The sequence below is a fragment of the Oceanisphaera sediminis genome (assembly GCF_039539745.1).
Lineage (GTDB): Bacteria > Pseudomonadota > Gammaproteobacteria > Enterobacterales > Aeromonadaceae > Oceanimonas > Oceanimonas sediminis.
This window is the reverse complement of the sequence record NZ_BAABDS010000024.1, coordinates 19,703-43,292: the sequence shown is the minus strand read 5'-3', so window position 1 is coordinate 43,292 and position 23,590 is coordinate 19,703. Positions and strand designations below refer to the sequence as shown.

Sequence of the window (23,590 nt, the reverse complement as noted above, 5' to 3'; positions counted from 1 at the left end):
AAGAACCTGCAGCACGGCTGCGCGCGCCCCGGAAGGGCCCTTGCAGACCCGCCAGCTAACGCCGGCAGCGACATTTCATAACACCGATTGCCAAGCCAAAAACAAGATTCTGACGAACGTCTGGATGACGGCAAAAACATCCCGCTGAAGCGGGACGGGCAGCTGAAGCGGGACGGGCAGCTAAAGCGCCAGCCTACAGGAATACGGTGTCTGTTTCTGGTTTGGCCACAGGCCACTCCACTATTTAAAGGAGGATGAAGGGATCTGCTCCGCCGACCATCACATGACAGGGATGTCATGTGCTGAGCGTCACAGGGAGGTGCTCGAGCGGGTCGGCGGAGCGGGCCCTTTGTCCGACTTTTACTGAGCAACGCAACAGCACGCCAGATCCCAGAAACAACAAAGCCGACCCCAGGGTCGGCTTTGTTTATGGCACTGCTCTCCCCTTGCGGGAAGCCAACTTAGCGCTGTGGGCGCAGGGTCGGGAACAGGATCACGTCGCGGATGGTGTGCGAGTCGGTCAGCAGCATCACCAGACGGTCGATGCCGATGCCCTGGCCCGCGGTCGGCGGCAGGCCGTGTTCCAGCGAGGTCACGTAGTCTTCGTCGTAGAACATGGCTTCGTCGTCGCCGGCGTCTTTCTGGTTCACTTGGTCGCGGAAACGCTGGGCCTGATCTTCGGCGTCGTTGAGCTCCGAGAAACCGTTGGCAATTTCGCGGCCACCGATGAAGAACTCGAACCGGTCGGTAATGGTCGGATCGGTGTCGTTGCGGCGCGCCAGCGGCGACACTTCTTCCGGATATTCGGTGATGAAGGTCGGCTGGATCAGGCGGTGCTCGGCGGTCTCTTCGAAGATCTCGGTGATCACCCGACCCAGACCCCAACTCTTCTCGATCTTGATCTTCAGATCCTTGGCGACTTCACAGGCACTTTCGAAAGTAGCCAGCTGATCCAGGCTCACTTCCAGGTTGTACTTGAGGATGGCATTTTTCATGCTCAGCCGTTCGAACGGCTTGCCGAAATCGAAGGTCTCTTCGCCGTACTGCACCTCGGCGCTGCCCAGCACCTGAGTGGTGACGGTGCGCAGCATCTCTTCGGTGAAGTCCATCAGATCCCGGTAGTCCGCATAGGCCCAGTAGAATTCCATCATGGTGAATTCGGGGTTATGACGCGGCGACAGACCTTCGTTACGGAAGTTGCGGTTGATTTCGAATACCTTCTCGAAACCACCCACTACCAGCCGCTTCAGGTACAGCTCGGGCGCGATACGCAGGTACATGTCCATGTCGAGCGCATTGTGATGGGTAATGAAAGGACGGGCCGAAGCGCCACCCGGAATTACCTGCATCATCGGCGTTTCCACTTCCATGAAGCCGTGGCCGTTCATGAACTGGCGAATCGCGGCCATTACCTGCGAACGCACCTGGAAGGTACGGCGCGAGTCGTCATTGGTGATCAGATCCAGGTAACGCTGGCGATAGCGGGTTTCCTGATCCGACAGGCCGTGAAACTTCTCGGGCAGCGGGCGCAGCGCCTTGGTCAGCAGCTGGAACTGATCCATGTTGACGTAGAGATCGCCCTTGCCGGACTTGTGCAGCACACCGGTGACACCGACGATGTCGCCGATATCCAGACCCGCATACTGATCCTTGATGATCTGCTGGGCTTCCTTGGTGGCATAAGCCTGAATGCGACCGCTCATGTCCTGCAGCGCCAGAAAGGGGCCACGCTTGGCCATGATGCGACCGGCAACGGATACGGTTTTACCCAGGGCGACCAGGGCGTCCTTGTCGTGCTCGCCGAATTCGGCTTGCAGATCGGCGGCCAGGTGTTCACGCTGAAAATCGTTGGGGTGGCCGTTGGCCGGGCAATCTTTACGGATCTGGTCGAGCTTGGCGCGGCGCTCGGCGATCAATTTGTTCTCGTCTTGTAGCTGCTCTGTCATGATTAAGCCTTGTTTGAATCTTTTCGATAAAATAACTTGAGTCCGAGTCACGCCACGGCGATCAGCACTGCACGCAGACACGCCGTAAACCCTTCCATGGGGGCTCCACCGCGCTTTCTGACCGCCATGGATGGCGGAAATGTCTAAAATGCAGGAGCATTTTTAGACCTTGGCGCGGAGGGTCTGCTTGGCAGCATCTGACCGTCGTGTCGACGGTGTCACCAGCTACTTATTACAGCCCGGACTTGAGGCTGGCCTCGATAAACTTGTCCAAACCACCATCGAGTACCGCCTGGGTATTACTGGTTTCTACCCCGGTTCGTAAATCTTTAATGCGCGAGTCGTCCAGCACGTAAGAGCGGATCTGACTGCCCCAGCCGATGTCGGACTTGCTGTCTTCCATCGCCTGTTTTTCTGCATTCTGCTTTTGCAGCTCAAACTCGTACAGCTTGGCTTTCAGCTGTTTCATCGCCTGATCGCGGTTTTTATGCTGGGATCTGTCGTTCTGACACTGCACCACTATGCCGGTGGGTTCGTGGGTCAAACGCACCGCCGAATCGGTACGGTTAACGTGCTGACCACCGGCACCCGAGGCGCGGTAGGTATCTACCCGCAAATCGGACGGATTGATATCGATCTGGATATTGTCGTCAATTTCCGGATACACGAAAGCCGAGCAGAACGAGGTGTGGCGGCGGCCACCGGAATCGAACGGCGACTTGCGCACCAGGCGATGTACGCCGGATTCGGTGCGCAACCAGCCAAAGGCGTATTCACCGCTGAATTTAATGGTCGCCGATTTAACGCCGGCTACGTCGCCGTCGGATAATTCGATAATCTCGGTTTTAAAGCCGTTCGCTTCACCCCAGCGCAGATACATGCGCAGTACCATGCTGCACCAATCCTGTGCTTCGGTGCCGCCGGAGCCGGACTGCAGATCCAGATAACAGTCGGAGGCATCATTCTCGCCAGAAAACATGCGACGGAACTCCAGCTCGGCCAGCTTTTTATCCAGCACGGCCACATCGGCCTTGGCTTCTTCGAAGGTATCTTCGTCGTCTTCTTCCACCGCCAGCTCAACCAGCTCGCCAATATCGACAATGCCCTGGTCCAGCTCGTCCAGAGTGCCAACAACGCCTTCCAGGGTGGATCTTTCCTTACCCAGAGCCTGGGCACGCTCGGGCTGGTTCCACACATCCGGCTGTTCCAGCTCGGCGTTTACCTCTTCTAGACGCTCTTTCTTGGCATCATAGTCAAAGGTACCCCCTAAGAAGCTGTGCCCGTTCAGACAGCTCCTTAAGTTTATTATTCACAGGGTTTACTTCAAACATGGGTCGACAGACTCTCTGTTGTACTGAGTGAATGGGTGAGACTGGCGTAAGCCAGCATCAAGGCCTTGATTCTACCGAAAGCCAAGGCCAAACGCAGCAAGGAGCTGGCACATTTCGGCAAAGCGGCCCTACTAAATTCCAGTTAAACTTTTAATGGCAGCGGTCGATATCGAGATACCCCACCAATGCAACATATAAAAAATGAATAATTTAAAATTAAAGCACAAGATTCTATTGAGTTTTATCGCCGCCATCACGATCACCGTTGCCGCGCTTAGCACCATCAGCTTTTACAACATGAAAACCCAGCTGTATCAGGGCAGCACCGAGCTGGTTTCCGGTCAAAGTCTGAAAGAAGCCGACAAGATTGCCGACTGGGTCGGCAGCCGTCAGAACATACTGGCCGCCGCGGCCCAACAGCTCGACCAGGCACTGTTGCCGGCCCTGCAGCAGGCTCAGGATGCCGGTAATTTTCAGCTCAGTTATTTCGGTTCTCGCGATGGCGTGATGTTTGATGCCGATCCCGGTATCGATCGTACCGGTTACGACCCTCGCAGCCGCCCCTGGTATCAGCAGGCAACGCAAGAAAGCAAGGCCATCGTCACCGCCCCCTATGAAGATGCCACCGGTCTGGGTACCGTGGTCACCCTGGCCGCGCCGGTACAGGTTAATGGTCAGCTGACCGGTGTGATTGGGGCCGATGTGGGCATTACCCGTCTGGTCGACGATATCAACGCCATTCGGCTGCCGGCCGAGGGCTACGCCATGATGTTGAGCAAAGACGGCACCCTGATCGCCTATCGGGATACCACGATGAATCTGCAGCCCGCCACCCGTCTGGATGCCAATCTGACGGCCCGCAACCTGCAACAATGGCGCCAGAACCAGCTATTGTATCCGGTGCAATTGAACGGTGAAGCCAAGCTGGTGTATGCCCGGGACGTGCCCGACACCAACTGGCAGCTGCTGCTGGTACTCGACCAGAAAGCACTCGAAGCTCCGCTTGGCCCCATGTTATTGCAACAGCTGGGCATGGCGGCGCTGGCGATTGCCGTGGCCGGCGTGCTGATCAACCTGCTGATCAATCTGCTGCTGGCCCCTTTGCTGCGCGTGTCGTTGGCACTGGAGCAAATTGCCGGTGGCCGGGGCGATCTGACCCGCCGCATCACCATTCAAAGCCAGGATGAAGTGGGCCAGCTTGCCGGCAACTTTAACCGCTTTGTGGCCAGTCAGGCCGAGCTTATCAGCCAGATCCGCAGCCAGGCCGAATATCTGGGCAGCAACGCCGAACAGGCCTCGGTACGCGCCAACCAGACCGTGACCGAACTGGGCCGTCAGCAACAGGAAGTCAGCATGGTGGCCACCGCCGTCACCGAAATGGCCTCGGCCACCCATGAAATTGCCAACAACGCCGAGCAGACCGCTACCGCCGCCCAACAGTCCAGCAGCAGCACCGAGCTGGGCAAGCAGCAGGTGAACAAGACGCGGGATTCCATTCAGCTACTGTCGCGGGAGATGATTCAGGCGGCGGCGGTGATTCAGCGTCTGGATCTGCACGCCAAAGAGATTTCCAGCGTCTTGTCCACCATTCAGGGAGTGGCCGAGCAGACCAACCTGCTGGCATTGAATGCCGCCATCGAGGCGGCCCGGGCCGGTGAGCAGGGCCGAGGCTTTGCGGTGGTGGCCGACGAGGTACGAATTTTGTCTCAGCGTACCCATGCTTCTACCGAAGAAATTCAGGTCACCATCAACACCCTGCAACAGGCCACCGCCGAGGCGGTAAAACTGATGGACACCAGCCGCAACCTGGCCGAGCTGAGCGTGGAAGATGCCGAAGCCGCCGCCGGCGCCCTGACCGAGATCACTACGGCCGTGGGCCTGATTTCAGACATGGCCAGCCAGATTGCCACCGCCGCCGAAGAGCAGAGTCAGGTAACCGGTGAGATCACCCAGAACACCACCGCCATCAAGGACGTGGCCGACGAGCTGGCCAACGATGCCGAACAATCGCTGGCACAATCGAAAGACCTGCACAAGCAGGCCGGTGAACTGAACGGTCTGGTCAGTGCTTTTATTCTGTAAATACCGACATTCTGTAAATACCGACGAGTAAAAAACGCGGAACGGGCCGGGATCGAGATAAACTCTTGCTCCCGGCCCCACCTCCGGCCCTGTTATTTACGTTTGCAGGTCTTGATGCCGAAAATGGAATACGCCGGGCATACTCCCACCAATGCCGTCAACAACGGCACCACACCAATCCAGCCCCAGGGCGTCTGAGGCCCGACAAATACCAACGCAATCAGCACCACGCCCACAACAACACGCAGTATTCGGTCGATAGAACCTATGTTCATGGTCATATGGTTTTCCTCTGTAATGGCTCGGGTTTCTTGTTCACTCTATGCCTTGGCTTTTGTTTACTCAGTGATAAAGTCACATAACCCCATGTTTCTTTGAGTGACAGGCCCGATCATGAACCATGCAATTTTTGATTCTCTCTCACCGGCACAGCTAACGCTGGCACAAAGCCAGTGCCAGCTGCTGGAACTGGCACCGGGGCAGCGAGTATTTGGTGCCGGCGATCATTGTCAGGGTTTGCCGGTGGTACTGGCGGGATCGATCAAGGTGCAAATGATCGGCGCCTCCGGTAACGGCATTGTGTTGTACCGCATGGGGCAGAATGACATGTGCACCCTGTCTATCGGTTGTCTGATGACGGGGCTGGGCTACCGGGCGGAAGCGATTGTAGAAGAAGCGTCCCGAGCGCTGCTGGTGCCACGGCCGCTGTTCGAACGCATGATGGCCGAGTCTATCGACTTCCGCTATCAGGTGCTGGCTTCTTACGGCAAACGGCTGGACGACTTGATGCTATTGGTAGAGGAAGTCGCTTTTCAGCGTATGGATCAACGGCTTGAAGAATGGTTACAACATCACGGTGCTAATGGCTGCATTCTGATCACTCATCAACAACTGGCGGTAGAGCTGGGTACCGCCAGAGAGGTGGTGAGCCGATTGCTGAAAGAGCTGGAGCGTCAGGGCCGATTAAAGCTGGGCCGAGGTAAAATCGAACTGCTGACAACGCCTTGAAACGGTAGCCACCGAGCAGTAGGCCCGGCGTCTCTGGTGTTCTGTTTCCAGCCGCTCCCTGGTGTGTGCGATTACAGCGGTGCCAGTTGCTCCACCATCAGTTGCAGTTGGCGCTTGCCCCGCCACTCGTTGACATCCAGCTTGTAGGCCAGCTGCACCTGCCGAATGGCGGCGTTGGGCCAGACGCTCAAGTCCACGTTGAAGGCGATGGCGTCGATCACGGTACGGCCCTCGTCCGGGCTCAGCACCAGCTTGAGGTGCTTTTCGCCCACCAGCCGCTGCTGCACGATACGAAATTCACCGTCGAACAGCGGCTCGGGAAAGGCCTGCCCCCAGGGGCCGGCAAAGCGCAGCTGCTCGGCCAGCTCCAGGCTCAGTTCATTCACCGCCAGCTCGCCGTCACTCAAAATCTCGCCGGCCAGCAACTCGGGGCTGACCCATTCGTCCACCACCTGCTCGAATGCCGCCTTGAATGGCGCCAACGCCGCCTTGGTCAGCGACAGCCCCGCCGCCATGGCATGACCACCGAACTTGGTGATCAGCCCCGGGTGCCGGCTGTTGATGGTTTCCAGCAGATCCCGCAGGTGCACGCCGGGAATGGAGCGGCCCGAGCCTTTCAGCTCGTCGTCGCCCGCCTCGGCAAAGGCAATCACCGGGCGAAAGTAGCGCTCCTTGATGCGCGAGGCCACCAGCCCCACTACGCCCTGATGCCAGTCATCCTGATGCAGCACCAGACCGGACGGCAGCTCACCGTCGCTGATGCGTACCTGGGTCAGGCTGGCCAGCGCCTCGTGCTGCATGCTGGCCTCGATGGCTTTGCGCTCGCGATTGAGCTCATCCATCATCGACGCCAGCTTGCGGGCTTCATCCAGGTTGTTGCTGAGCAGACAGGCCACCCCCATCGACATGTCGTCGAGCCGCCCCACCGCATTGAGCCGGGGGCCGAGGGCAAAGCCGAGATCCGTGGCCACCAGCCGCTGCTGGTTGCGCCCCGAGATATCGATCAGCGCCTGAATGCCGGGCCGCAGCCGACCCGCCCGCATCCGCTGCAGGCCCTGATGCACCAGCACCCGGTTGTTTTCATCCAGCGCCACCACGTCCGCCACCGTGCCCAGCGCCACCAGATCCAGATACTCGCCCATGTTGGGCGCCGTGATGCCCAACTTGCCGAACCAGCCGTGCTCGGTCAGCGCCGCCCGCAGCGCCAGCAGCAGATAAAAGGCTACGCCCACGCCCGCCAGGTTCTTGGAAGGAAAATCACAGCCATGCTGGTTGGGGTTGACGATGGCATCGGCATCGGGAATTTCTTCGCCCGGCAGATGGTGATCGGTGACGATCACCTGCATGCCCACCGCCCTGGCCGCCGCTACTCCGGCGATGCTGGAAATACCGTTGTCGACGGTGATCAGCAGCTCGGCTCCCAGAGTGATAGCCTCCTCCACCACTTGCGGGCTGAGGCCATAGCCATAATCGAACCGGTTGGGCACCAGATAGTTGACCCGTTGGGCACCCATGGCGCGCAGGCCATGCACCATCAGCGCCGAACTGGTGGCGCCGTCGCAGTCGAAGTCGCCCACTATCAAGATGCTGCGCTGTTCTGCCAGCGCCTGCTCCAGCAACACCACCGCCTCGGCCATGCCCTTGAAGCCGGGCTTGAGCAGAGCACCGGCCTGCAAATTGAGCTGCTCGGGCCGCACCAGACCCCGGCTGGCATAGAGCCGCTGCAGTATGGGCGACAGGTCGCCGGGCAGTTGATGAGGAACGGTTTCACGTCGACGAATGGGCAGTCGCGAACGGGCAGAATCGGTGGTGGTATTGTTGGTGGCAGACATGGGGCTGACTTGTTTTTTGAACAGGCCGCAAACACTAACCGCGCCGGGGTGGATTTGCAATGACCGGCTAGTTCAGCAGCCAGCCGCCCGTCGGACAAAGGGCCCGCTCCGCCGACTCGCTATGAATACCTCCATGTACGCTCTCTGTTTCATCCCTGAAACAGAAGGTCGGTGGAGCAGATCCCTTTTTCCTCCTTTCTACTCCGGCGTCGCCTGTTTGTGATGACAAACAGCCAACTCGGGCGTAAAGAAGAGGCAACAGGAATTGCCTCGGCCGACCATCACATGACAGGGATGTCATGTGCTGAGCGTCACATGGATGTGCTCGAAGCGTGTCGGATGAGGCAAACCTGTTGCCTCTTTCTCCCCAACGGCAACAAGTCGTTTCACCCCCGCGGGTGGTGCTCTTCGTGCAGGGCGTTGAGTCGGTGGGTGGCGACGTGGGTGTAGATCTGGGTGGTGGACAGGTCCGAGTGGCCCAGCAGCAACTGTACCACCCGCAGGTCGGCGCCGTGGTTGAGCAGGTGGGTGGCGAAGGCGTGGCGCAGGGTGTGGGGTGACAGTTCGATGCCGATGCCGGCGCGCTGGGCGTACAGCTTGATACGGTGCCAGAAGGTCTGGCGGGTCATTTGCCGACTGCGACGCGAGGGAAACACCACGTCGGACGACTGCTCGCCCAGCAAGGTGGCTCGGCCCTCTTTCAGGTAACGGGTCAGCCAGTGCAGCGCCTCTTCACCCATCGGCACCAGCCGTTCCTTGTTGCCCTTGCCGGTGACCCGCACCAGGCCCTGACGCAGACTGACACTTTCCATCGACAGGCTGACCAGCTCGGTCACCCGCAGTCCGGTGGCATACAGCAGCTCCAGCATCGCCTTGTCGCGCAGCTCCAATGGATCTTCTACCTCGGGCGCTTGTAACAGGCTGGATACCTGCTGTTCGCTCAAATCCTTGGGCAGCCGCTTCGGCAGCTTGGGACCGGCAATCAGGATGCTGGGATCGTCCTCCCGCAGCTGTGCCCGATGCAGATACTGAAAAAAGCGACGCAGCACACTCAGCATGCGGGCGGTGCTGCTGGCCTTGAAGCCCAGATCCAGCCGATGCCCCAGATACTGCTGCAGCGTCAGGCCGTCCACCGCCAGCAGGCTGCTGCCCTCGTCGTCCAGCCAGGCGGCAAAGTGCGACAAATCGCTGCGGTAAGAGGCCAGGGTATTATCCGCCAGGCCTTTTTCCAGCCAGAGCGCATCCACAAATTGTTCCACCAGGGGGTAACTCATCAGTACTCCGGCTCTGCCCTGTTCGCGGGCTTCTGTTATGATAGGGCCATTGTCTGAAGCGATAACGGAACCCCATGAATATCGGTTTATTTTACGGCTCTACCACCTGCTATACCGAGATGGCGGCCGAAAAAATCGGAGCCCAGCTCGGCGCCGATCTGGTCGACCTGCATAATATCAAGGATGTGCCGCTCAAGCGCGCCGAAGACTACCCCATCCTGATTTTGGGTATTTCTACCTGGGATTTCGGCGAGCTGCAGGAAGACTGGGAATCCCACTGGGATGACATCGACGACCTGAACCTGGAAGGTCACGTCGTGGCCCTGTTCGGCATGGGCGATCAGCTCGGTTATGGCGAATGGTTTCAGGATGCGCTGGGCATGCTGCACGACAAGGTGGCCGCCCGTGGCGCCACCCTGGTGGGCTACTGGCCCAACAAGGGCTACGAGTTTGAAGCCTCGAAGGCGCTCACCGCCGACGGCGATTACTTCGTGGGCCTGTCGCTCGATGAAGCCAACCAGTACGACGACACCGACAGTCGAATTCAGACCTGGGTCGCGCAGATACTGGAAGAAATTTCCGCGCTGTAAGCAGAACGGCGAGCACAAAAAAAACCGGGGCGGCCTGTGGCCACCCCGGTTTTTTTATTGCTGCTGTCTGTTAGCTCAGGCCACCGCTTGTTCACGCGACTTGCCCGCCGCCAGGCCAATCACGGCCGCGGCAAAGGTCGGCAATACCCAGGCCATGCCGATATCGAACATCGGCAGAAAGGTAAAGGCGCTCATGTTCAGACCCGCCGCCTGCATACCGTCGATCAGGCCGAAGGCGAAGGCCACCGTCATGATCAGACGGAAAGCAAATACCGGCGAGCGCATCAGCGGGCGCAGGTAGGTCGCCAGCACCAGAGCCACCGCCACCGGATAACAGGCCACCAGTACCGGAATGGATACCGAGATCAGGGTATTCAGGCCCACGTTGGCCACCAGCATGCAGGCCACGGCATTGATGGCAACCCAACGGCGATAGCTGCCCTTGCCGGTAAGACGATGGAAGTAATCGGCACAAGACGACACCAGCCCCACGGCGGTGGTGATGCAGGCCAGCGACACGATAGCCGCCAGAATCCACAGGCCCGGTGCACCAAACAACGACAGCACGTAAGCGCTGATGATTTCACCGCCGTTGCTGGCCGACTCCACCACACCCAGGCTGGTACCGCCCAGAATAAACAGCGATACATAAACGAAACCCAGACCCGCGGCGGCAATCAGCGCCGCTATCATCAGATAACGGGACTGGACGCGCTTGTCGGTTACGCCCTTCTGACGCAATACATCAAGAATAAGCATACCGAACATCAGGGCGGCGAAGGTATCCATGGTGTTATAGCCTTCGATGAAACCTTTCACGAACGGCTGCGCCATATAGGCCTCGGCCACCTGGGGCTGAGTACCCTGAGGGCTGACAAATACCGCCACCGCCAGTGCTACCAGCAGCAGCAACAGGATGGGAGTCAGCACCTTGCCCACCGCATCCAGCAACCGGCCCTGATTGAGCGACAGCAGCAGCACCAGACCGAAGAAACCGATGGTATACAGCGTCAGCGTGGTCTGGCCCGGATCATTGAGAAACGGTTTCAGTGCCATCTCGTAGGCCACCAGGCCGGTACGGGGGGCGGCAAACGCCGGACCTATGATGATGAAAATGGCGGTGGCCATCACGCTCACCACGGCTGCGGGCAGATAACGACCCATGGTCGGCAGACCACCACCGGCGAGGGCGGCGGCAATCAGGGTCACCAGCGGCAGGCCGACCGCGGTGAGCAGAAAACCGAACATGGCACTGTTCAGGTTTTCACCGGCCAAAAAGCCGGCCAGGGGCGGAAAGATGATATTTCCGGCCCCCAGGAAGAAGGCGAAGGTCATAAAACCCAGGCCCATCACGTCAAAGGTGGATAAGGATCTGTTCACTGCAAACCTCATTGCGGCTGCCCGCATAATGAAAGTTTCGTTTGGAAACTAACAACATTAACAATACGGCCTGCCACCAGAAAGTTGCGGTAAAATACTGAAATCCGGCGGCCGCCGAGCATCGCAGTAGCATAATGATGTGAAAAACAGATTCAAGGCGAAATTTACATCTTCAAGTAGAAGGGCGCCACCAGTCTTACATATGTATCGCCATGTACATCATTTATAGTATTAATGACAATCTCGCTCGCCTTTTCACAGTGTTTAACTCTGGAAAACAACATTAAAAAACGAGCCGGATCCTTACCCTCTTTAGTGATAACGTCTGCTCTTTCACACAAAACAAAGCCATTTGAGTCAGCCTGCTTCATCGCCTCCGTCAGCGCCTGCACCGGTAGCACCAGCGCCAGATTGCCATCGTCAGCCAGCAGCCGTCGGCCATGACTAAACAGCTCTGCCAGTGTCAGGCTGACCGTATGCCGTGCACCGGCCCGGGCGGCGCAGTCGAAATTCTGACCATGCACGAAGTAAGGCGGATTGGAAACTATCAGATCGAACACAGGCGCCGAGTACTGCTGCAGTGCGCCTCTTTCTATGCTGACCTTCTCCGGCCAGGGTGACGCCAGCGCATTTTCCTCGGCCTGAGCGGCGGCGGCTTCGTCCAGCTCCAGGCCGACGATGTTTACCGCGGCCTCACTGCGCTGAGCCAGCATCAGCGCCACCAGGCCCGAGCCGGTGCCCACGTCCAGAATACGGCGCGCCGCGCCCAGCGGCGCCCAGGCCCCGAGCAGAATACCGTCGGTGCCGACCTTCATGGCACAACGGTCGTGATTGATGTGAAACTGCTTGAAAGTAAAACCGCGGCTGCTCATGCTGATCCTGTCAGGTTTTTTTGTCCGAGTTCCCCTATAATACCCGCCTTTTACAGGCTGACGAGACCGATCATGAGCAGTATGACCTTCGAGCAACTGGAACTGGATCCCATCCTGGTCCGCGCACTGGCTGGCATGGGCTATGCCAAACCAACCACCATTCAGAGCCAGGTCATCCCCGAAGCCATGAGCGGACGGGATATTATGGCTTCCGCCCCCACCGGCACCGGCAAGACGGCGGCGTTTTTGCTGCCCATTTGTCAGCACCTGCTGGACTTTCCTCGTCGCCAGCCGGGCCCGGCCCGCATCCTGATCCTGACGCCGACCCGCGAACTGGCCATACAGATTGCCGGCGATGCCAGAAAAATGCTGAAAGACACGCCCCTGCGCGTGGAAGTGATCACCGGCGGCGTGCATGAAAGTCAGCACCTGCCCGCCCTGACCAAAACCACCGACATCGTGGTGGCCACCCCGGGGCGCCTGCTGCAATACATGGACGAAGAGTCGTTCGACAGCCGCGATATCGAAATGCTGGTGCTGGACGAAGCGGATCGCATGCTGGACATGGGCTTTATCAACGACGTGGACCGCATTGCCGCCGAAGCCCGCTGGCGCCGACAGACCATGCTGTTCTCCGCCACCCTGGAAGGCCACGGCCTGATGAAGTTTGCCGCCGATCTGCTGAAGGATCCGGTAGAAGTCAGCGCTGCGCCGCCACGCAGCGAGCGCAAGAAAATCAATCAGTGGGTACACCTGGCGGATAACCCGGAGCACAAGTTTGCCCTGCTGCTTCATCTGTTGCGCCAGCCCGACGTGACTCGCAGCATCATTTTCGTCAAAACCCGGGATCGCCTGATGGAGCTGGCCAGCCGCCTGCAACAGGAAGGGCTGCATAATGCCTGGCTGCGCGGTGAAATGGAGCAGGAAAAACGCGTCGAGGCACTCGGTCGTTTCCGTATCGGCAGAGTCAATATTCTGGTGGCCACCGATGTGGCATCCCGTGGTATCGACCTGCCCGAAGTCAGCCACGTGATCAACTACGACATGCCGCGCACCGCCGATGTGTATGTGCATCGCATCGGTCGTACCGGCCGCGCCGGTCAGAAGGGGACCGCCATCAGTCTGGTCGAAGCCCACGACATGCCGCTGCTGGTGCGAGTAGAAAAATACACCGAAGAAGTGCTCAAGCGTCGGGTTATCGACGAACTGCGCCCCAAACACAAAGAAGCCAAGGTCGCATCACGCAAGAAGAAAGACGGTGACAGCAAAGGCAAGAAAGCCAAGGCCCTGCTGCCCAAGAAAAAAGAGAAGGTGCGTCTGCGGGACACCAAGGCCAAGGGCAAGCCCAAATGGGCGGGCGCCAAGCCGGATGCCACCAAGAAGCCGGCAAGCGCCAAAAAGGCCGCCGGCAAGAAGGTGGAAGGCAATCAGGACGCCGAATAAAGGCCTCGATTCCCGACAGGCGGCACCCGACGCGGCGGCCGAATCATGCTCGACTATGCTTTAGAAAAACAGGCATGGAGGCATGGTCATGTTGAAGCATTATTCGGGCACGGAACGACGACAGCAATGCCGGCGGAAGATCCTGGACAGACGGGATCTGATCCGCTGGGAACCGGATCACCACGAGCGTCGCCAGCTGCGCGGGCGCCGCACCGTCGATAACGCTCGAACCCTGTGGGATCAGTAAAAGGCTGTAAGTAAAAGCCGCGAATAAAAAAACCAGCCCATCAGGACCGGTTAAAAAATGAAGAAGAGAGAGAATTCAAATTCAGTAAGCACATATACTCAGAGAGCGGCCGGACCGAAAGGTTCCGGCTTTTTTTGTTTTTATTGTTCTTCCCGCCTGAGCTACTCGCATTAATACCAATTCGACTCACATGTCATCTGAGTGTAAGCGTCGGACAAAGCGCCCGTTCGGCCGTCTCGCCCATAAAAAAACCGGCCCATCGGGACCGGTCAAAAAATGAAGAAGAGAGAGAATTCAAATTCAGTAAGCACTTCTATTCAGAGGGCACCCGAACCGAAAGGTTCAAGGTTTTTGCTATTTATTTGCTGAGGGCTCTTTTTTTCTTGCTGAAGGCGCTTTTATTGCTCTTCCCGCTTGAATACCAGCTCGGTGGCCGTCGATTCCGCTTCCACAAAGTAATAACCGGCGGTATCGAAGGCGGTCAGCTGGCTCACCTCGGTCAGTCGGTTTTCGATGATGTAGCGCGCCATCATGCCCCTCGCCTTCTTGGCATAGAAGCTGATGATCTTGTACTGACCCTTCTTGCAATCCTTGAACACCGGCGTGATGATTTGTCCGTCCAGCTGTCTCGGTTTCACCGCCTTGAAGTATTCGTTGGAAGCCAGGTTGATCAGCACGTTGTCGCCCTGCTCCGTCAGTGCCTGGTTGAGCTGGTCGGTGATGATGTTGCCCCAGAACTGATACAGATCCTTGCCGCGCTCGTTGTCCAGTTTGGTGCCCATCTCCAGTCGGTAAGGCTGCATCAGATCCAGCGGGCGCAATAAACCATACAACCCCGACAGCATGCGCAGGTGAGATTGAGCGAAGGCAAAATCATTCGGGGTCAGGCTCTCGGCATCCAGTCCGGTATACACATCACCCTTGAACGCCAGCAACGCCTGCTTGGCATTACTCGGGGTAAAGTCCGGCTGCCAGTCGGCAAAGCGGGCGGCGTTGAGCCCGGACAGCTTGTCGCTGATGCTCATCAGCTTGCCGATCTCGGCCGGGGTCAGCCGGCGGGCACGCTCGATAAGCTCGGACGAGTGTTCCAGCAGTTCGGGCCGGGTAAAATCGGCGATCACCGGTGGCGTGTCAAAATCGAGGGTCTTGGCGGGGGAAACCACTATTAGCATGAAGGGCCTCTGAATAGCTGTCACAAACAGCCCCGTTCCGGCATGGGCCGAAATGGGGCTGTGCAGAATACGGGTTAATCGGTGTCTATGGTCACGTTGTCGAGCAGGCCGGCGTCCATGCCACCGCCGCCCTGCAGCTTGATCATCAGGCGCAAGTCGTTGGGCGAGTCGGCGTAGGCCAGTGCTTCGGTGTAGCCTATATGGTTCTGGCTGTAGAGATCAAACAGCGCCTGATCGAAGGTCTGCATGCCCAGCTCGCGGGACTTGCTCATCACTTCTTTCAACTTATGCATGTCGCCCTTGCGGATCAGATCCGAGATCAGGGGCGTATTGAGCAGAATCTCGAAGGCGCCACGACGCTGCCGGCCGTCCTGGGTTGGTATCAGCTGCTGGCCCACTATCGCCTTGAGGTTGAACGACAGATCGAACTGCAACTGGCGATGCTTGCTTTCCGGTACCAGGTGCATGATCCTGTCCAGCGCCTGGTTGGCGTTGTTGGCGTGCAGCGTCGCCATGCACAGGTGCCCGGTTTCGGCAAAGGCCAGCGCATAGCCCATGGTCTCTTCCGAGCGAATTTCGCCGATCAGAATCACGTTCGGCGCCTGACGCAGCGAACTTTTCAGCGCCGCATCGAACGACTCGGTATCGGTACCCACTTCCCGCTGGGTAACGATGGATCTGTCGTGCTGATGAATAAATTCCACCGGATCCTCGATGGTGAGGATATGACCGTCCGAATGGCGGTTACGGTGGCCAATCATCGCCGCCAGCGAAGTGGACTTGCCCGAGCCGGTGCCACCCACGAACAGCACCAGACCGCGTTTGGCCATGGCGACCTCCCGCAGCACTTCGGGCAGATACAGTTCCTCGAAGGTCGGGATCCGGCTTTCGATGCGCCGAATCACCATGCCGGCCTGATCCTGCTGCCAGAAGGCACTGACCCGAAAACGGCCCAGTTGTTCGTCGCTGATGGCGAAGTTGGCCTCTTTCTGCCGATGAAAGCGTTCGCGCCAGTCATCGTTCATGCAGGACTCCACCAGCGCCAGCGCCTGTTGCGACGTCAACGCCGTTTCGGTCACCCGCACCAGTCGCCCCTGGCTTTTGACCGTCGGCGGTACGCCGACGGAGATATACATGTCCGAGGCCTGGTGATCCAGCATGGCCTGCAGTAACGGCGTTAACTCCATCGTTATCTCCGGTTTATTGAATACTTTGCGGATCTGTCGCCTTGGCGCGGGCTTCCACCGGGGCGACCATGCCGCTGCTGACCAGCAGCTTCAGACACTGATCCATGGTTTGCATGCCGTGGGCCATGCCGGTCTGGATCACCGAGTACATCTGCGCCACCTTGTCTTCCCGAATCAGGTTGCGGATCGCCGTGGTGCCCAGCATGATTTCGTGGGCGGCGATACGGCCGCCACTCTCCTTTTTCAGCAGGGTCTGGGAGATCACCGCCCGCAGCGATTCGGACAGCATGGATCGTACCATGTCCTTCTCGGCACCCGGAAAGACATCGACGATACGGTCTATGGTCTTGGCCGCCGACGAGGTATGCAGGGTGCCAAACACCAGATGACCGGTTTCGGCCGCGGTCAGCGCCAGCCGAATGGTTTCCAGATCACGAAGCTCGCCCACCAGAATGATGTCCGGATCTTCCCGCAGGGCCGAACGCAGCGCATTGCTGAACGAATGGGTGTCTCTGTGCACTTCGCGCTGGTTGACCAGGCATTTCTTGTTGCTGTGCACGAATTCGATGGGATCTTCGATGGTGAGGATATGCTTGTTATAGTTCTCGTTGATATGGTCGACCATGGCCGCCAGTGTGGTTGACTTACCCGAGCCGGTTGGCCCTGTCACCAGCACCAGACCTCGCGGATATTCGGCGATACGACGAAAGATATCCGGCCCCCCCAGTTGTTCCAGACTCCAGACTTCACTGGGGATCACCCGAAACACCGCCGCCGCGCCCCGGGCCTGGTTATAAGCATTGACCCGGAAACGGGCCAGCCCCGGCAGCTCGAAGGAAAAGTCGGCTTCGAGGTTCTCTTCCAGCTCCTTGCGCTGACGATCGTTCATGATGTCATACACCAGCCGTTGCACTTCCCGATGATCCATCTCCGGCAGGTTTATCTTGCGCACTTCGCCATCCACCCGAATCTGCGGCGAAACGCCGGCGGACAGGTGCAGATCCGATGCATTATGCTTTACACTAAACGCCAATAATTCCGTAATATCCATATCCTATCCCCGTCGCTTCTGGTTTATTACTCATATGAATACTATCGTACAGCACCTGCACACAGTCCACGACAGAATCGCCACCGCTGCCAGGGCGTGCGATCGCCATCCCGATGATGTTCGGCTACTGGCGGTCAGCAAGACCAAGCCCGCTGCCGATGTGCGCTCCGCCTACGCCGCCGGGCAACGCCAGTTCGGTGAGAACTACGTGCAGGAAGCCGTCGATAAAATCGCCACTCTCAAGGCCGACTGCCCCGATATTCGCTGGCACCTCATCGGCCCACTGCAGTCCAATAAAAGCCGGCTGGTGGCCGAGGCCTTCGACTGGGTACAAAGCGTGGACCGGCTCAGAATAGCACAGCGACTCAGCGCACAGCGGCCGGGCAACATGCGCCCGCTCAATATCTGCCTGCAGGTCAATGTCAGCGCAGAAGACAACAAATCCGGTTTACCACTCGATCAGGTCGAAGCACTGGCACTGGAAGTCAGTCAGTTGCCCGGATTATGCCTGCGCGGCCTGATGACAATACCGGAGGCAACCGACAATTCCGACAAGCTGCGGACGCAATTACTAGAGTTGAAGCAACTCTTTGATAGAATGGCGGAAAAATATCCTCAAATGGACACACTGTCGATGGGGATGAGTAATGATCTCGAACTCGCAGTAGCTTGTGGCAGCACCCTGGTACGGGTGGGCACGGCTATATTTGGCTCTCGCAACCCTTGAGTGATCGTTGATGGAACACAGAAAACTCGCCTTTATTGGCGCGGGCAACATGTCACGCAGCCTGATTTCCGGGCTTATCCAGTCCGGCTACCCGGCCGACGCCATCATGGCCGCCAACCCGTCTCGTCCCAAACTGGATGCGCTGGCGACCGATTTCGGCATTCACACTAGCCAGGATAACGCCGAAGCCGCCAACTGGGCCGAGGCCCTGGTACTGGCGGTCAAGCCGCAGATGATGGCAACCATGCTGGAAGCATTACTGCAATCAAGCGGCGGCCTCGACGGCAAGTTGCTGATCTCCATCGCCGCCGGCATCAGCGTCACTCGTCTGGAGCAGATGGCGGGTCAGAATCGCATCGTGCGTACCATGCCCAATACCCCGTCGCTACTGGGGCTGGGCATGACCGGCCTGTATGCCAGAGACCACATTGAACAGGCGGACCGGGATTACTGCGACCAGATGATGCAGGCGGTGGGCAAGACCCTATGGGTAACGCGAGAAGACGGTATCAATCAGATTATCGCCGCCGCCGGCAGTGCCCCCGCCTATTTCTTTCTGTTCATGGAGGCCATGGCCGCCCAGGCCCAAGAGTCCGGTTTCAGTGAAGAAGAAGCCCGTTTGCTGGTGCAGCAAACCGCGCTGGGTGCCGCCAATATGGTGGTCGCCAACCCCGATACCAGCCTGGGCGAGCTTCGTGCACGGGTGACATCAAAGGGCGGCACCACCGCCGAAGCCATTCGCCGCTTTCAGGAGCAGGGACTGGAGCAACTGGTGGCCGATGCCATGGCCGCCGCCGTGGCGCGGGCACGGGAACTGGAAACGCAGCTCTAAGGAATAATAATGAACACTGCTTACTACCTGATTAATACCGTTTTCGATCTTTACCTGATGGTGGTGCTGCTGCGTATCTGGCTGCAACTGGCCAGGGCGGACTTTTACAACCCCTTCAGCCAGTTCGTGGTCAAGGCCACCAATCCGGTGCTGAAACCGCTGCGCCGCTTTATTCCCGGCTTTTTCGGTATAGACTTTGCCGCCGTGGTACTGGCGGTACTGGTGGCCACCGTCAAGCTGATGCTGTTCAAGGCGATGAACGTACTCTACGCCGACTGGAGCACCGTGCTGCTGGTTGGGCTGATTACCGTGCTGAAAAAAGCCGGGGCCATGCTGTTCTGGATCCTGATCATTCGCGCCTTGCTCAGCTGGGTTAGCCAGGGCCGCAGCCAGATTGAATATGTGATGTTTCAGCTGACCGAACCGCTGCTGGCACCGCTGCGCCGTATTATTCCTCCCATGGGTGGCCTGGATTTGTCCATGCTGGTGGCCTTTATCGCCCTGCAGGCCCTTAACTGGCTGATGGGAGATCTGTTCGGCCAGCTGTGGTGGCAACTGTAAATTCGCCGGTCCGGCTGGAGCAGGACCGGCTTTATCTCAGTCTTTATCTGCAGCCCAAGGCCAGTCGGGATCAGTTTCTCGGCCTGCACGGCGAGGAGCTCAAGCTGGCCATTACCGCTCCACCGGTGGACGGCAAGGCCAATGCCCACCTGTTGAAGTGGCTGGCCAAGCAGTGCCGGGTTGCCAAGTCTCAGGTGATCTTGCTCAGCGGTGAAAGCAGTCGTCACAAGAGGCTGGTGATCGAATCCCCTCGGGAAATCCCCACCGCATTGGCGGAACTCCTCGCCAACTCGGCCTAAACTAACCATAACGCTCTCAACAACAAGGAACGGTTATGTTCAAATTTATTCTCTCGGCGCTGGTATTGCTGTTTGCATCCCTCGGCCAGGCCACGGAAACCAGGGTGGGTGACTGGACAGTGCATTACAGCGCCCTGCCCTCCACCTTTCTCACGCCCGAGGTCGCGCGCAGCTACCAGATAGAGCGCAGTCGCTACAACGGTATCCTGAATATTGCCGTGCTCGATAAAGATGGAAAATCCCAGCAGGTAAACCTCAGCGGCGAGGGCAAGACCCTGATCGGCACCATACGCCAGCTGGAATTCCAGACGGTACGGGAAGGCGACGCCATCTACTACATTGCCGAGTACCCTTATCGTAACGAAGACAACGTACTGTTCACCATCGACATTCAAGGCCCCAGCCAGGGTGGCGAGTTTTCCTTCCGCCATACCTTCTATACCGACTGAGGATATGACGTGAAGGGTGAGGAGTAAGGGGGAGCTCCCCTCACGCCTTACCCCTCACACCTCACGTTTCACTCCTCACATCTGGCTGCCACGGTGTTATCATGCGCGCTCAGACGCCTGACAGGAGCTCAAAGGTGAGCAAGCAGATAGTACTGGCCTCCGGCAATGCCAAAAAAGTTGCCGAACTGCAAAGTCTGCTCGGTGAGCTGGGCATGACAGTGATCCCCCAGACCGAGCTGGCCGTGAATGACGCCGATGAAACCGGCACCACCTTCGTCGAAAACGCCATCATCAAGGCGCGTCATGCCGCAGCCGTGACCGGACTGCCGGCCATCGCCGACGACTCGGGGCTGGCAGTCAGTGCACTCGACGGCCGCCCCGGCGTGTATTCCGCCCGCTTTGCCGGCGAAGGAGCCAGCGACCGGCAGAACCTGGAACTGCTGCTGTCCGAACTGAACGGCGTACCGGCTGAACAACGCCAGGCCACCTTCTGGTGTGTGCTGGTCTATATGCGCCACGCCAATGATCCTACCCCGCTGATTTGCAGCGGCTCCTGGCAGGGCAGCATTACCGAACAACCACAGGGTGAACAGGGCTTCGGCTATGATCCCGTCTTCTTCGTGCCCGAGGCCGGTAAAACCGCCGCCGAGCTCGGTGCCGCCGAGAAAAACCGCCTCAGTCACCGCGGCCAGGCCTTGCGCCAGCTGCTGACCCTGCTGCAAGAGCAAGCCTGATGCTGCAATTACCGCCGCTCAGCCTCTATATTCATGTTCCCTGGTGTGTGCAGAAGTGTCCCTACTGCGACTTCAATTCCCACGCCATGAAAGAAACGATTCCCGAGCAGGCCTATATCACGGCACTGCTGGATGATCTGCGCCAGGATCTGCACCTGGTACAGGGGCGACAGCTTCACAGCATCTTTATCGGCGGCGGCACCCCCAGCCTGCTGACACCCGACGCCATCGGCCGGCTGCTGAGCGGCGTACAACAGCTGACTCCCTTTGACGACCAGATGGAAGTCACCCTGGAAGCCAACCCGGGCACGGTGGAGGCCGGCCGCTTCGCCGGTTTCAAGACCGCCGGCGTCAATCGTATTTCCATCGGCATTCAGAGTTTTCAGTCCGAACAACTGCGCCGCCTGGGCCGTATTCACGATCCGGAGCAGGCCCGCTTTGCCGCCCGCGAAGCCGCGAGCGTCGGTTTGAATACCTTCAATGTGGATCTGATGCACGGCCTGCCCGAGCAGAGCCTGAGCGATGCCCTGTCGGATCTGGAACAGGCCATCGCCCTGGCACCGCCGCATCTGTCCTGGTATCAGCTCACCATAGAGCCCAATACGCCCTTCGCCTCACGTCCGCCGGCCTTGCCGGAAGACGAGGTGTTGGCCGATATCTACGAGCAGGGCCACGAGCTGCTGCTGGCGAACGGCTACCACCAGTACGAGGTATCCGCCTACGCCAAACCGGGCCATGAAGCGAAACACAACCTCAACTACTGGCGTTTCGGCGACTACCTGGGCATCGGTTGTGGCGCCCACGGCAAAATCACCCTGCCGCTCGAAGGCAAGCTGGTGCGCACCGTCAAGGTCAAGCACCCCAAGGGCTATCTGGAGCCGGGTCGCCCCTATCTGGATCAATACTGGCCCATAGCGGCGCAGGAACTGTCGCTGGAATACTTCATGAACCGGTTGCGACTGTTCGAACCCATCCCCCGGCAGGAGCTGACCAGCCTCACCGGGCTGTCTGCCACACAGCTGCAAGCCCCGCTGGCGGAGGCGCTGCGCCTGGGCCTGCTGGAAGACGATGGAACCCACTGGCAAGTGACGCCCCTGGGCCGACGCTTTCTTAACCGACTGCTCGATTTGTTTATGACCGACTGATACGGGTAAACTTGCCGTTATTACAGCCTTCACTCTGCGGGCCGGAGCCTTATGTCATCACTGGTTTATGAATACCCTCTCAATGAAAAGTGTCGCAACTATTTGCGCCTCAACGAGCTGCTGCAGCAAATTCACCAGTGCCGCAGCCTGACCGCCAGCGGCCAGACCATAGCGCTGTTCAAGGCGCTGCTGGATATCATGGAGCTGCTGGAGCGCTGCGATGTGCGCACCGATCTGGCCAAGGATCTGGATATCCAGAAAAACAAGCTTGCCGCCTGGGCCCAGGTTCCCGGTATCGATGCCGCCGCCCTGTCCCAGCTGGAACAGCAACTGGCCAGCCTGAATCAACAACTACCCCGCGCCGCCCGTCTGGGCCAGCTGCTGCGCGAAGACAAGCTGCTGTCGAGCGTGCGCAGCCGTTTCGCCATTCCCGGTGGTCTCTGCGCCTTCGACGTGCCCCAGCTGCATTACTGGTTGCATCAGCCCACCGCCAACCAGCAACAGGACATCGACGGCTGGCTGGCACAACTGCAGTTGCTGCAACAAGGGCTGGAATTGCTGCTGACCCTGTGGCGGGAAGTCGGTCAGTTCAAAAATCAGCAAGCCAGCAATGGCTTCTTTCAGGACAATGCCGAGCAGACCGAGATGATCCGCCTGCGTCTGCCGACCGAGCTGGCCGCCTACCCGGTGGTCAGCGGCAACAAATACCGCTATACCATTCGCTTCATGCCGGTCGGTAACACCGAAATCGGCAACATCGACTTTGAACTGGCCAATATCAAATGAACAAGATCACCACAGTACCCTGCCCTACCTGTAAAAAAACGGTGGAATGGGGCGAGCAGAGCCCCTTTCGTCCCTTCTGCAGCAAACGTTGTCAGCTGATCGATCTGGGTGAATGGGCCGACGAAGAGAAGCGCATTCCCGGCGACCCGGCCTGGCTGCCGGATCAGGATGATGAAAATGAGGTCTGATACCGTCAAAAAGTCGGTGCTGGTGGCGGTGGGCGTGATTGAAAATACCGAGGGCGAGATATTCATCTGCCGCCGTGGCGCCGGCCAGCATCAGGCCAACAAGTGGGAGTTTCCCGGAGGCAAGGTCGAAGCCGGCGAAACCGTGGCCCAGGCCCTGGCCCGCGAGCTGGCAGAAGAAATCGGCATTCGAGTTACCGACTGTCATTCCTTCATGCGCATCGAACACGACTACGGCGACAAGCAGGTGACGCTCGATATCCGCAAAGTCACCGCCTTCACCGGCGAGCCGCACGGCCTCGAAGGCCAGCCCAGCCGCTGGGTACCGGTCACCGAGCTGCACAGCTACGACTTTCCCGCCGCCAACAGCCCGATTGTCAACAAGCTGCAGACCGAAGCCGGACACTGAAGCCACTCCATATCAACAAGAGGTGTTCGGCGACCGTTTTTATTCCGC

Annotated in this window: 25 protein-coding genes; 15 read left to right on the top strand and 10 right to left on the bottom strand. The window is 58.7% G+C overall.

Annotated elements, in window-relative coordinates:
• Positions 1–461: 461 nt before the first annotated feature.
• Both lysS and prfB read right to left on the bottom strand, forming a co-directional pair.
• The gene (gene lysS, locus ABD827_RS07415) at positions 462–1,946 is read right to left on the bottom strand and encodes a lysine--tRNA ligase (protein ID WP_344963725.1); all 1,485 of its coding nucleotides are present in this window, start codon (positions 1,944–1,946) and stop codon (positions 462–464) included.
• A 232-nt stretch (positions 1,947–2,178) separates the two neighbouring features.
• Positions 2,179–3,277 (bottom strand): peptide chain release factor 2 gene (gene prfB / locus ABD827_RS07410; protein ID WP_298720225.1). Its coding sequence is split into 2 segments (ribosomal slippage): positions 2,179–3,201 and positions 3,203–3,277, totalling 1,098 coding nucleotides; the frame shifts between segments, so codons are not numbered across the junction.
• 201 nt (positions 3,278–3,478) lie between these two features.
• On the opposite strand from prfB, the gene ABD827_RS07405 reads away from it, so the two are divergent.
• Entirely contained in the window at positions 3,479–5,359 is a 1,881-nt protein-coding gene (locus ABD827_RS07405) for a methyl-accepting chemotaxis protein (protein ID WP_344963724.1), read from the top strand.
• 92 nt (positions 5,360–5,451) lie between these two features.
• Here ABD827_RS07405 and ABD827_RS07400 read toward each other — a convergent pair whose 3' ends face one another.
• Positions 5,452–5,640 (bottom strand): YgaP family membrane protein, encoded by a 189-nt coding sequence (locus ABD827_RS07400; RefSeq protein WP_344963723.1) that lies wholly within the window; start codon positions 5,638–5,640, stop codon positions 5,452–5,454.
• 112 nt (positions 5,641–5,752) lie between these two features.
• On the opposite strand from ABD827_RS07400, the gene ABD827_RS07395 reads away from it, so the two are divergent.
• Positions 5,753–6,367: a Crp/Fnr family transcriptional regulator gene (locus ABD827_RS07395; RefSeq protein WP_344963721.1), complete on the top strand. Its 615-nt coding sequence runs from the start codon at positions 5,753–5,755 to the stop codon at positions 6,365–6,367.
• A gap of 71 nt (positions 6,368–6,438) precedes the next feature.
• Here the strand turns inward: ABD827_RS07395 and recJ are convergent, their stop codons facing one another.
• Positions 6,439–8,199, bottom strand: coding sequence for a single-stranded-DNA-specific exonuclease RecJ (gene recJ / locus ABD827_RS07390; RefSeq protein WP_344963719.1), 1,761 nt, complete (start codon positions 8,197–8,199; stop codon positions 6,439–6,441).
• Positions 8,200–8,585: 386 nt separating this feature from the next.
• Positions 8,586–9,473 carry a site-specific tyrosine recombinase XerD gene (gene xerD / locus ABD827_RS07385; protein WP_344963717.1) on the bottom strand — a complete coding sequence of 296 codons (888 nt, stop codon included), beginning with the start codon at positions 9,471–9,473 and terminating at the stop codon, positions 8,586–8,588.
• 74 nt (positions 9,474–9,547) lie between these two features.
• Between xerD and fldB the strand changes: the two genes are divergently transcribed.
• Entirely contained in the window at positions 9,548–10,063 is a 516-nt protein-coding gene (gene fldB, locus ABD827_RS07380) for a flavodoxin FldB (RefSeq protein WP_344963715.1), read from the top strand.
• A gap of 75 nt (positions 10,064–10,138) precedes the next feature.
• Here fldB and brnQ read toward each other — a convergent pair whose 3' ends face one another.
• Both brnQ and ABD827_RS07370 read right to left on the bottom strand, forming a co-directional pair.
• Complete coding sequence (brnQ, locus tag ABD827_RS07375) at positions 10,139–11,455, bottom strand: branched-chain amino acid transport system II carrier protein (protein ID WP_344963713.1); 1,317 nt, start codon at positions 11,453–11,455, stop codon at positions 10,139–10,141.
• 152 nt (positions 11,456–11,607) lie between these two features.
• Positions 11,608–12,315, bottom strand: a complete 708-nt coding sequence (locus ABD827_RS07370; protein WP_344963711.1) for a tRNA1(Val) (adenine(37)-N6)-methyltransferase — start codon at positions 12,313–12,315, stop codon at positions 11,608–11,610.
• Positions 12,316–12,387: 72 nt separating this feature from the next.
• Here ABD827_RS07370 and srmB point away from each other — a divergent pair, with 72 nt between their 5' ends.
• Together srmB and ABD827_RS07360 are read left to right on the top strand one after the other, a co-directional pair.
• The gene (srmB, locus tag ABD827_RS07365; RefSeq protein ID WP_344963709.1) at positions 12,388–13,758 is read left to right on the top strand and encodes an ATP-dependent RNA helicase SrmB; all 1,371 of its coding nucleotides are present in this window, start codon (positions 12,388–12,390) and stop codon (positions 13,756–13,758) included.
• An 88-nt stretch (positions 13,759–13,846) separates the two neighbouring features.
• Positions 13,847–14,005 (top strand): hypothetical protein, encoded by a 159-nt coding sequence (locus ABD827_RS07360; RefSeq protein ID WP_344963707.1) that lies wholly within the window; start codon positions 13,847–13,849, stop codon positions 14,003–14,005.
• Between the two features lie 398 nt (positions 14,006–14,403).
• Here ABD827_RS07360 and yaaA read toward each other — a convergent pair whose 3' ends face one another.
• The 3 genes from yaaA to ABD827_RS07345 form a co-directional block, all read right to left on the bottom strand.
• Positions 14,404–15,177, bottom strand: coding sequence for a peroxide stress protein YaaA (yaaA, locus tag ABD827_RS07355; RefSeq protein ID WP_344963705.1), 774 nt, complete (start codon positions 15,175–15,177; stop codon positions 14,404–14,406).
• 74 nt (positions 15,178–15,251) lie between these two features.
• Entirely contained in the window at positions 15,252–16,364 is a 1,113-nt protein-coding gene (locus tag ABD827_RS07350) for a PilT/PilU family type 4a pilus ATPase (RefSeq protein WP_344963703.1), read from the bottom strand.
• A gap of 13 nt (positions 16,365–16,377) precedes the next feature.
• Entirely contained in the window at positions 16,378–17,415 is a 1,038-nt protein-coding gene (locus tag ABD827_RS07345; protein ID WP_298720260.1) for a type IV pilus twitching motility protein PilT, read from the bottom strand.
• A 34-nt stretch (positions 17,416–17,449) separates the two neighbouring features.
• On the opposite strand from ABD827_RS07345, the gene ABD827_RS07340 reads away from it, so the two are divergent.
• The 10 genes from ABD827_RS07340 (at position 17,450) to mutT (ending at position 23,542) form a co-directional block, all read left to right on the top strand.
• Positions 17,450–18,142, top strand: a complete 693-nt coding sequence (locus tag ABD827_RS07340; protein WP_344963701.1) for a YggS family pyridoxal phosphate-dependent enzyme — start codon at positions 17,450–17,452, stop codon at positions 18,140–18,142.
• 10 nt (positions 18,143–18,152) lie between these two features.
• Positions 18,153–18,974, top strand: coding sequence for a pyrroline-5-carboxylate reductase (proC, locus tag ABD827_RS07335; RefSeq protein WP_298720267.1), 822 nt, complete (start codon positions 18,153–18,155; stop codon positions 18,972–18,974).
• Positions 18,975–18,983: 9 nt separating this feature from the next.
• The gene (locus ABD827_RS07330; RefSeq protein ID WP_344963699.1) at positions 18,984–19,535 is read left to right on the top strand and encodes a YggT family protein; all 552 of its coding nucleotides are present in this window, start codon (positions 18,984–18,986) and stop codon (positions 19,533–19,535) included.
• Positions 19,523–19,834, top strand: a complete 312-nt coding sequence (yggU, locus tag ABD827_RS07325; protein ID WP_425567974.1) for a DUF167 family protein YggU — start codon at positions 19,523–19,525, stop codon at positions 19,832–19,834. Before ABD827_RS07330 ends, yggU begins: the two co-directional genes overlap by 13 nt.
• A gap of 35 nt (positions 19,835–19,869) precedes the next feature.
• A complete protein-coding gene (locus ABD827_RS07320) occupies positions 19,870–20,283 on the top strand; it encodes a DUF4426 domain-containing protein (protein WP_298720272.1) in 414 nt (137 codons plus the stop codon).
• A 134-nt stretch (positions 20,284–20,417) separates the two neighbouring features.
• The gene (locus tag ABD827_RS07315) at positions 20,418–21,017 is read left to right on the top strand and encodes an XTP/dITP diphosphatase (protein WP_344963696.1); all 600 of its coding nucleotides are present in this window, start codon (positions 20,418–20,420) and stop codon (positions 21,015–21,017) included.
• Positions 21,017–22,162, top strand: coding sequence for a radical SAM family heme chaperone HemW (gene hemW, locus ABD827_RS07310; RefSeq protein ID WP_344963694.1), 1,146 nt, complete (start codon positions 21,017–21,019; stop codon positions 22,160–22,162). The genes ABD827_RS07315 and hemW overlap by 1 nt, the downstream gene beginning before the upstream one ends.
• A 51-nt stretch (positions 22,163–22,213) precedes the next feature.
• Positions 22,214–22,948 carry a cell division protein ZapD gene (gene zapD / locus ABD827_RS07305; RefSeq protein WP_298720281.1) on the top strand — a complete coding sequence of 245 codons (735 nt, stop codon included), beginning with the start codon at positions 22,214–22,216 and terminating at the stop codon, positions 22,946–22,948.
• Positions 22,945–23,136 carry a DNA gyrase inhibitor YacG gene (gene yacG, locus ABD827_RS07300; protein ID WP_298720284.1) on the top strand — a complete coding sequence of 64 codons (192 nt, stop codon included), beginning with the start codon at positions 22,945–22,947 and terminating at the stop codon, positions 23,134–23,136. Before zapD ends, yacG begins: the two co-directional genes overlap by 4 nt.
• Positions 23,126–23,542 (top strand): 8-oxo-dGTP diphosphatase MutT, encoded by a 417-nt coding sequence (gene mutT / locus ABD827_RS07295; protein WP_344963691.1) that lies wholly within the window; start codon positions 23,126–23,128, stop codon positions 23,540–23,542. Before yacG ends, mutT begins: the two co-directional genes overlap by 11 nt.
• Positions 23,543–23,590 lie beyond the last annotated feature (48 nt).

What these genes read in the sequence shown, in the direction of transcription:
- ABD827_RS07400 (WP_344963723.1), bottom strand. Translation starts at nt 5,640, where the DNA reads ATGACCATGAACATAGGTTCTATCGACCGAATACTGCGTGTTGTTGTG.
- recJ (WP_344963719.1), bottom strand. Translation starts at nt 8,199, where the DNA reads ATGTCTGCCACCAACAATACCACCACCGATTCTGCCCGTTCGCGACTG.
- ABD827_RS07320 (WP_298720272.1), top strand. Translation starts at nt 19,870, where the DNA reads ATGTTCAAATTTATTCTCTCGGCGCTGGTATTGCTGTTTGCATCCCTC.
- srmB (WP_344963709.1), top strand. Translation starts at nt 12,388, where the DNA reads ATGAGCAGTATGACCTTCGAGCAACTGGAACTGGATCCCATCCTGGTC.
- ABD827_RS07395 (WP_344963721.1), top strand. Translation starts at nt 5,753, where the DNA reads ATGAACCATGCAATTTTTGATTCTCTCTCACCGGCACAGCTAACGCTG.
- mutT (WP_344963691.1), top strand. Translation starts at nt 23,126, where the DNA reads ATGAGGTCTGATACCGTCAAAAAGTCGGTGCTGGTGGCGGTGGGCGTG.
- fldB (WP_344963715.1), top strand. Translation starts at nt 9,548, where the DNA reads ATGAATATCGGTTTATTTTACGGCTCTACCACCTGCTATACCGAGATG.
- hemW (WP_344963694.1), top strand. Translation starts at nt 21,017, where the DNA reads ATGCTGCAATTACCGCCGCTCAGCCTCTATATTCATGTTCCCTGGTGT.
- yaaA (WP_344963705.1), bottom strand. Translation starts at nt 15,177, where the DNA reads ATGCTAATAGTGGTTTCCCCCGCCAAGACCCTCGATTTTGACACGCCA.
- lysS (WP_344963725.1), bottom strand. Translation starts at nt 1,946, where the DNA reads ATGACAGAGCAGCTACAAGACGAGAACAAATTGATCGCCGAGCGCCGC.
- proC (WP_298720267.1), top strand. Translation starts at nt 18,153, where the DNA reads ATGGAACACAGAAAACTCGCCTTTATTGGCGCGGGCAACATGTCACGC.
- ABD827_RS07350 (WP_344963703.1), bottom strand. Translation starts at nt 16,364, where the DNA reads ATGGAGTTAACGCCGTTACTGCAGGCCATGCTGGATCACCAGGCCTCG.
- ABD827_RS07405 (WP_344963724.1), top strand. Translation starts at nt 3,479, where the DNA reads ATGAATAATTTAAAATTAAAGCACAAGATTCTATTGAGTTTTATCGCC.
- ABD827_RS07360 (WP_344963707.1), top strand. Translation starts at nt 13,847, where the DNA reads ATGTTGAAGCATTATTCGGGCACGGAACGACGACAGCAATGCCGGCGG.
- yacG (WP_298720284.1), top strand. Translation starts at nt 22,945, where the DNA reads ATGAACAAGATCACCACAGTACCCTGCCCTACCTGTAAAAAAACGGTG.
- zapD (WP_298720281.1), top strand. Translation starts at nt 22,214, where the DNA reads ATGTCATCACTGGTTTATGAATACCCTCTCAATGAAAAGTGTCGCAAC.
- brnQ (WP_344963713.1), bottom strand. Translation starts at nt 11,455, where the DNA reads ATGAGGTTTGCAGTGAACAGATCCTTATCCACCTTTGACGTGATGGGC.
- ABD827_RS07345 (WP_298720260.1), bottom strand. Translation starts at nt 17,415, where the DNA reads ATGGATATTACGGAATTATTGGCGTTTAGTGTAAAGCATAATGCATCG.
- ABD827_RS07340 (WP_344963701.1), top strand. Translation starts at nt 17,450, where the DNA reads ATGAATACTATCGTACAGCACCTGCACACAGTCCACGACAGAATCGCC.
- ABD827_RS07330 (WP_344963699.1), top strand. Translation starts at nt 18,984, where the DNA reads ATGAACACTGCTTACTACCTGATTAATACCGTTTTCGATCTTTACCTG.
- xerD (WP_344963717.1), bottom strand. Translation starts at nt 9,473, where the DNA reads ATGAGTTACCCCCTGGTGGAACAATTTGTGGATGCGCTCTGGCTGGAA.
- ABD827_RS07370 (WP_344963711.1), bottom strand. Translation starts at nt 12,315, where the DNA reads ATGAGCAGCCGCGGTTTTACTTTCAAGCAGTTTCACATCAATCACGAC.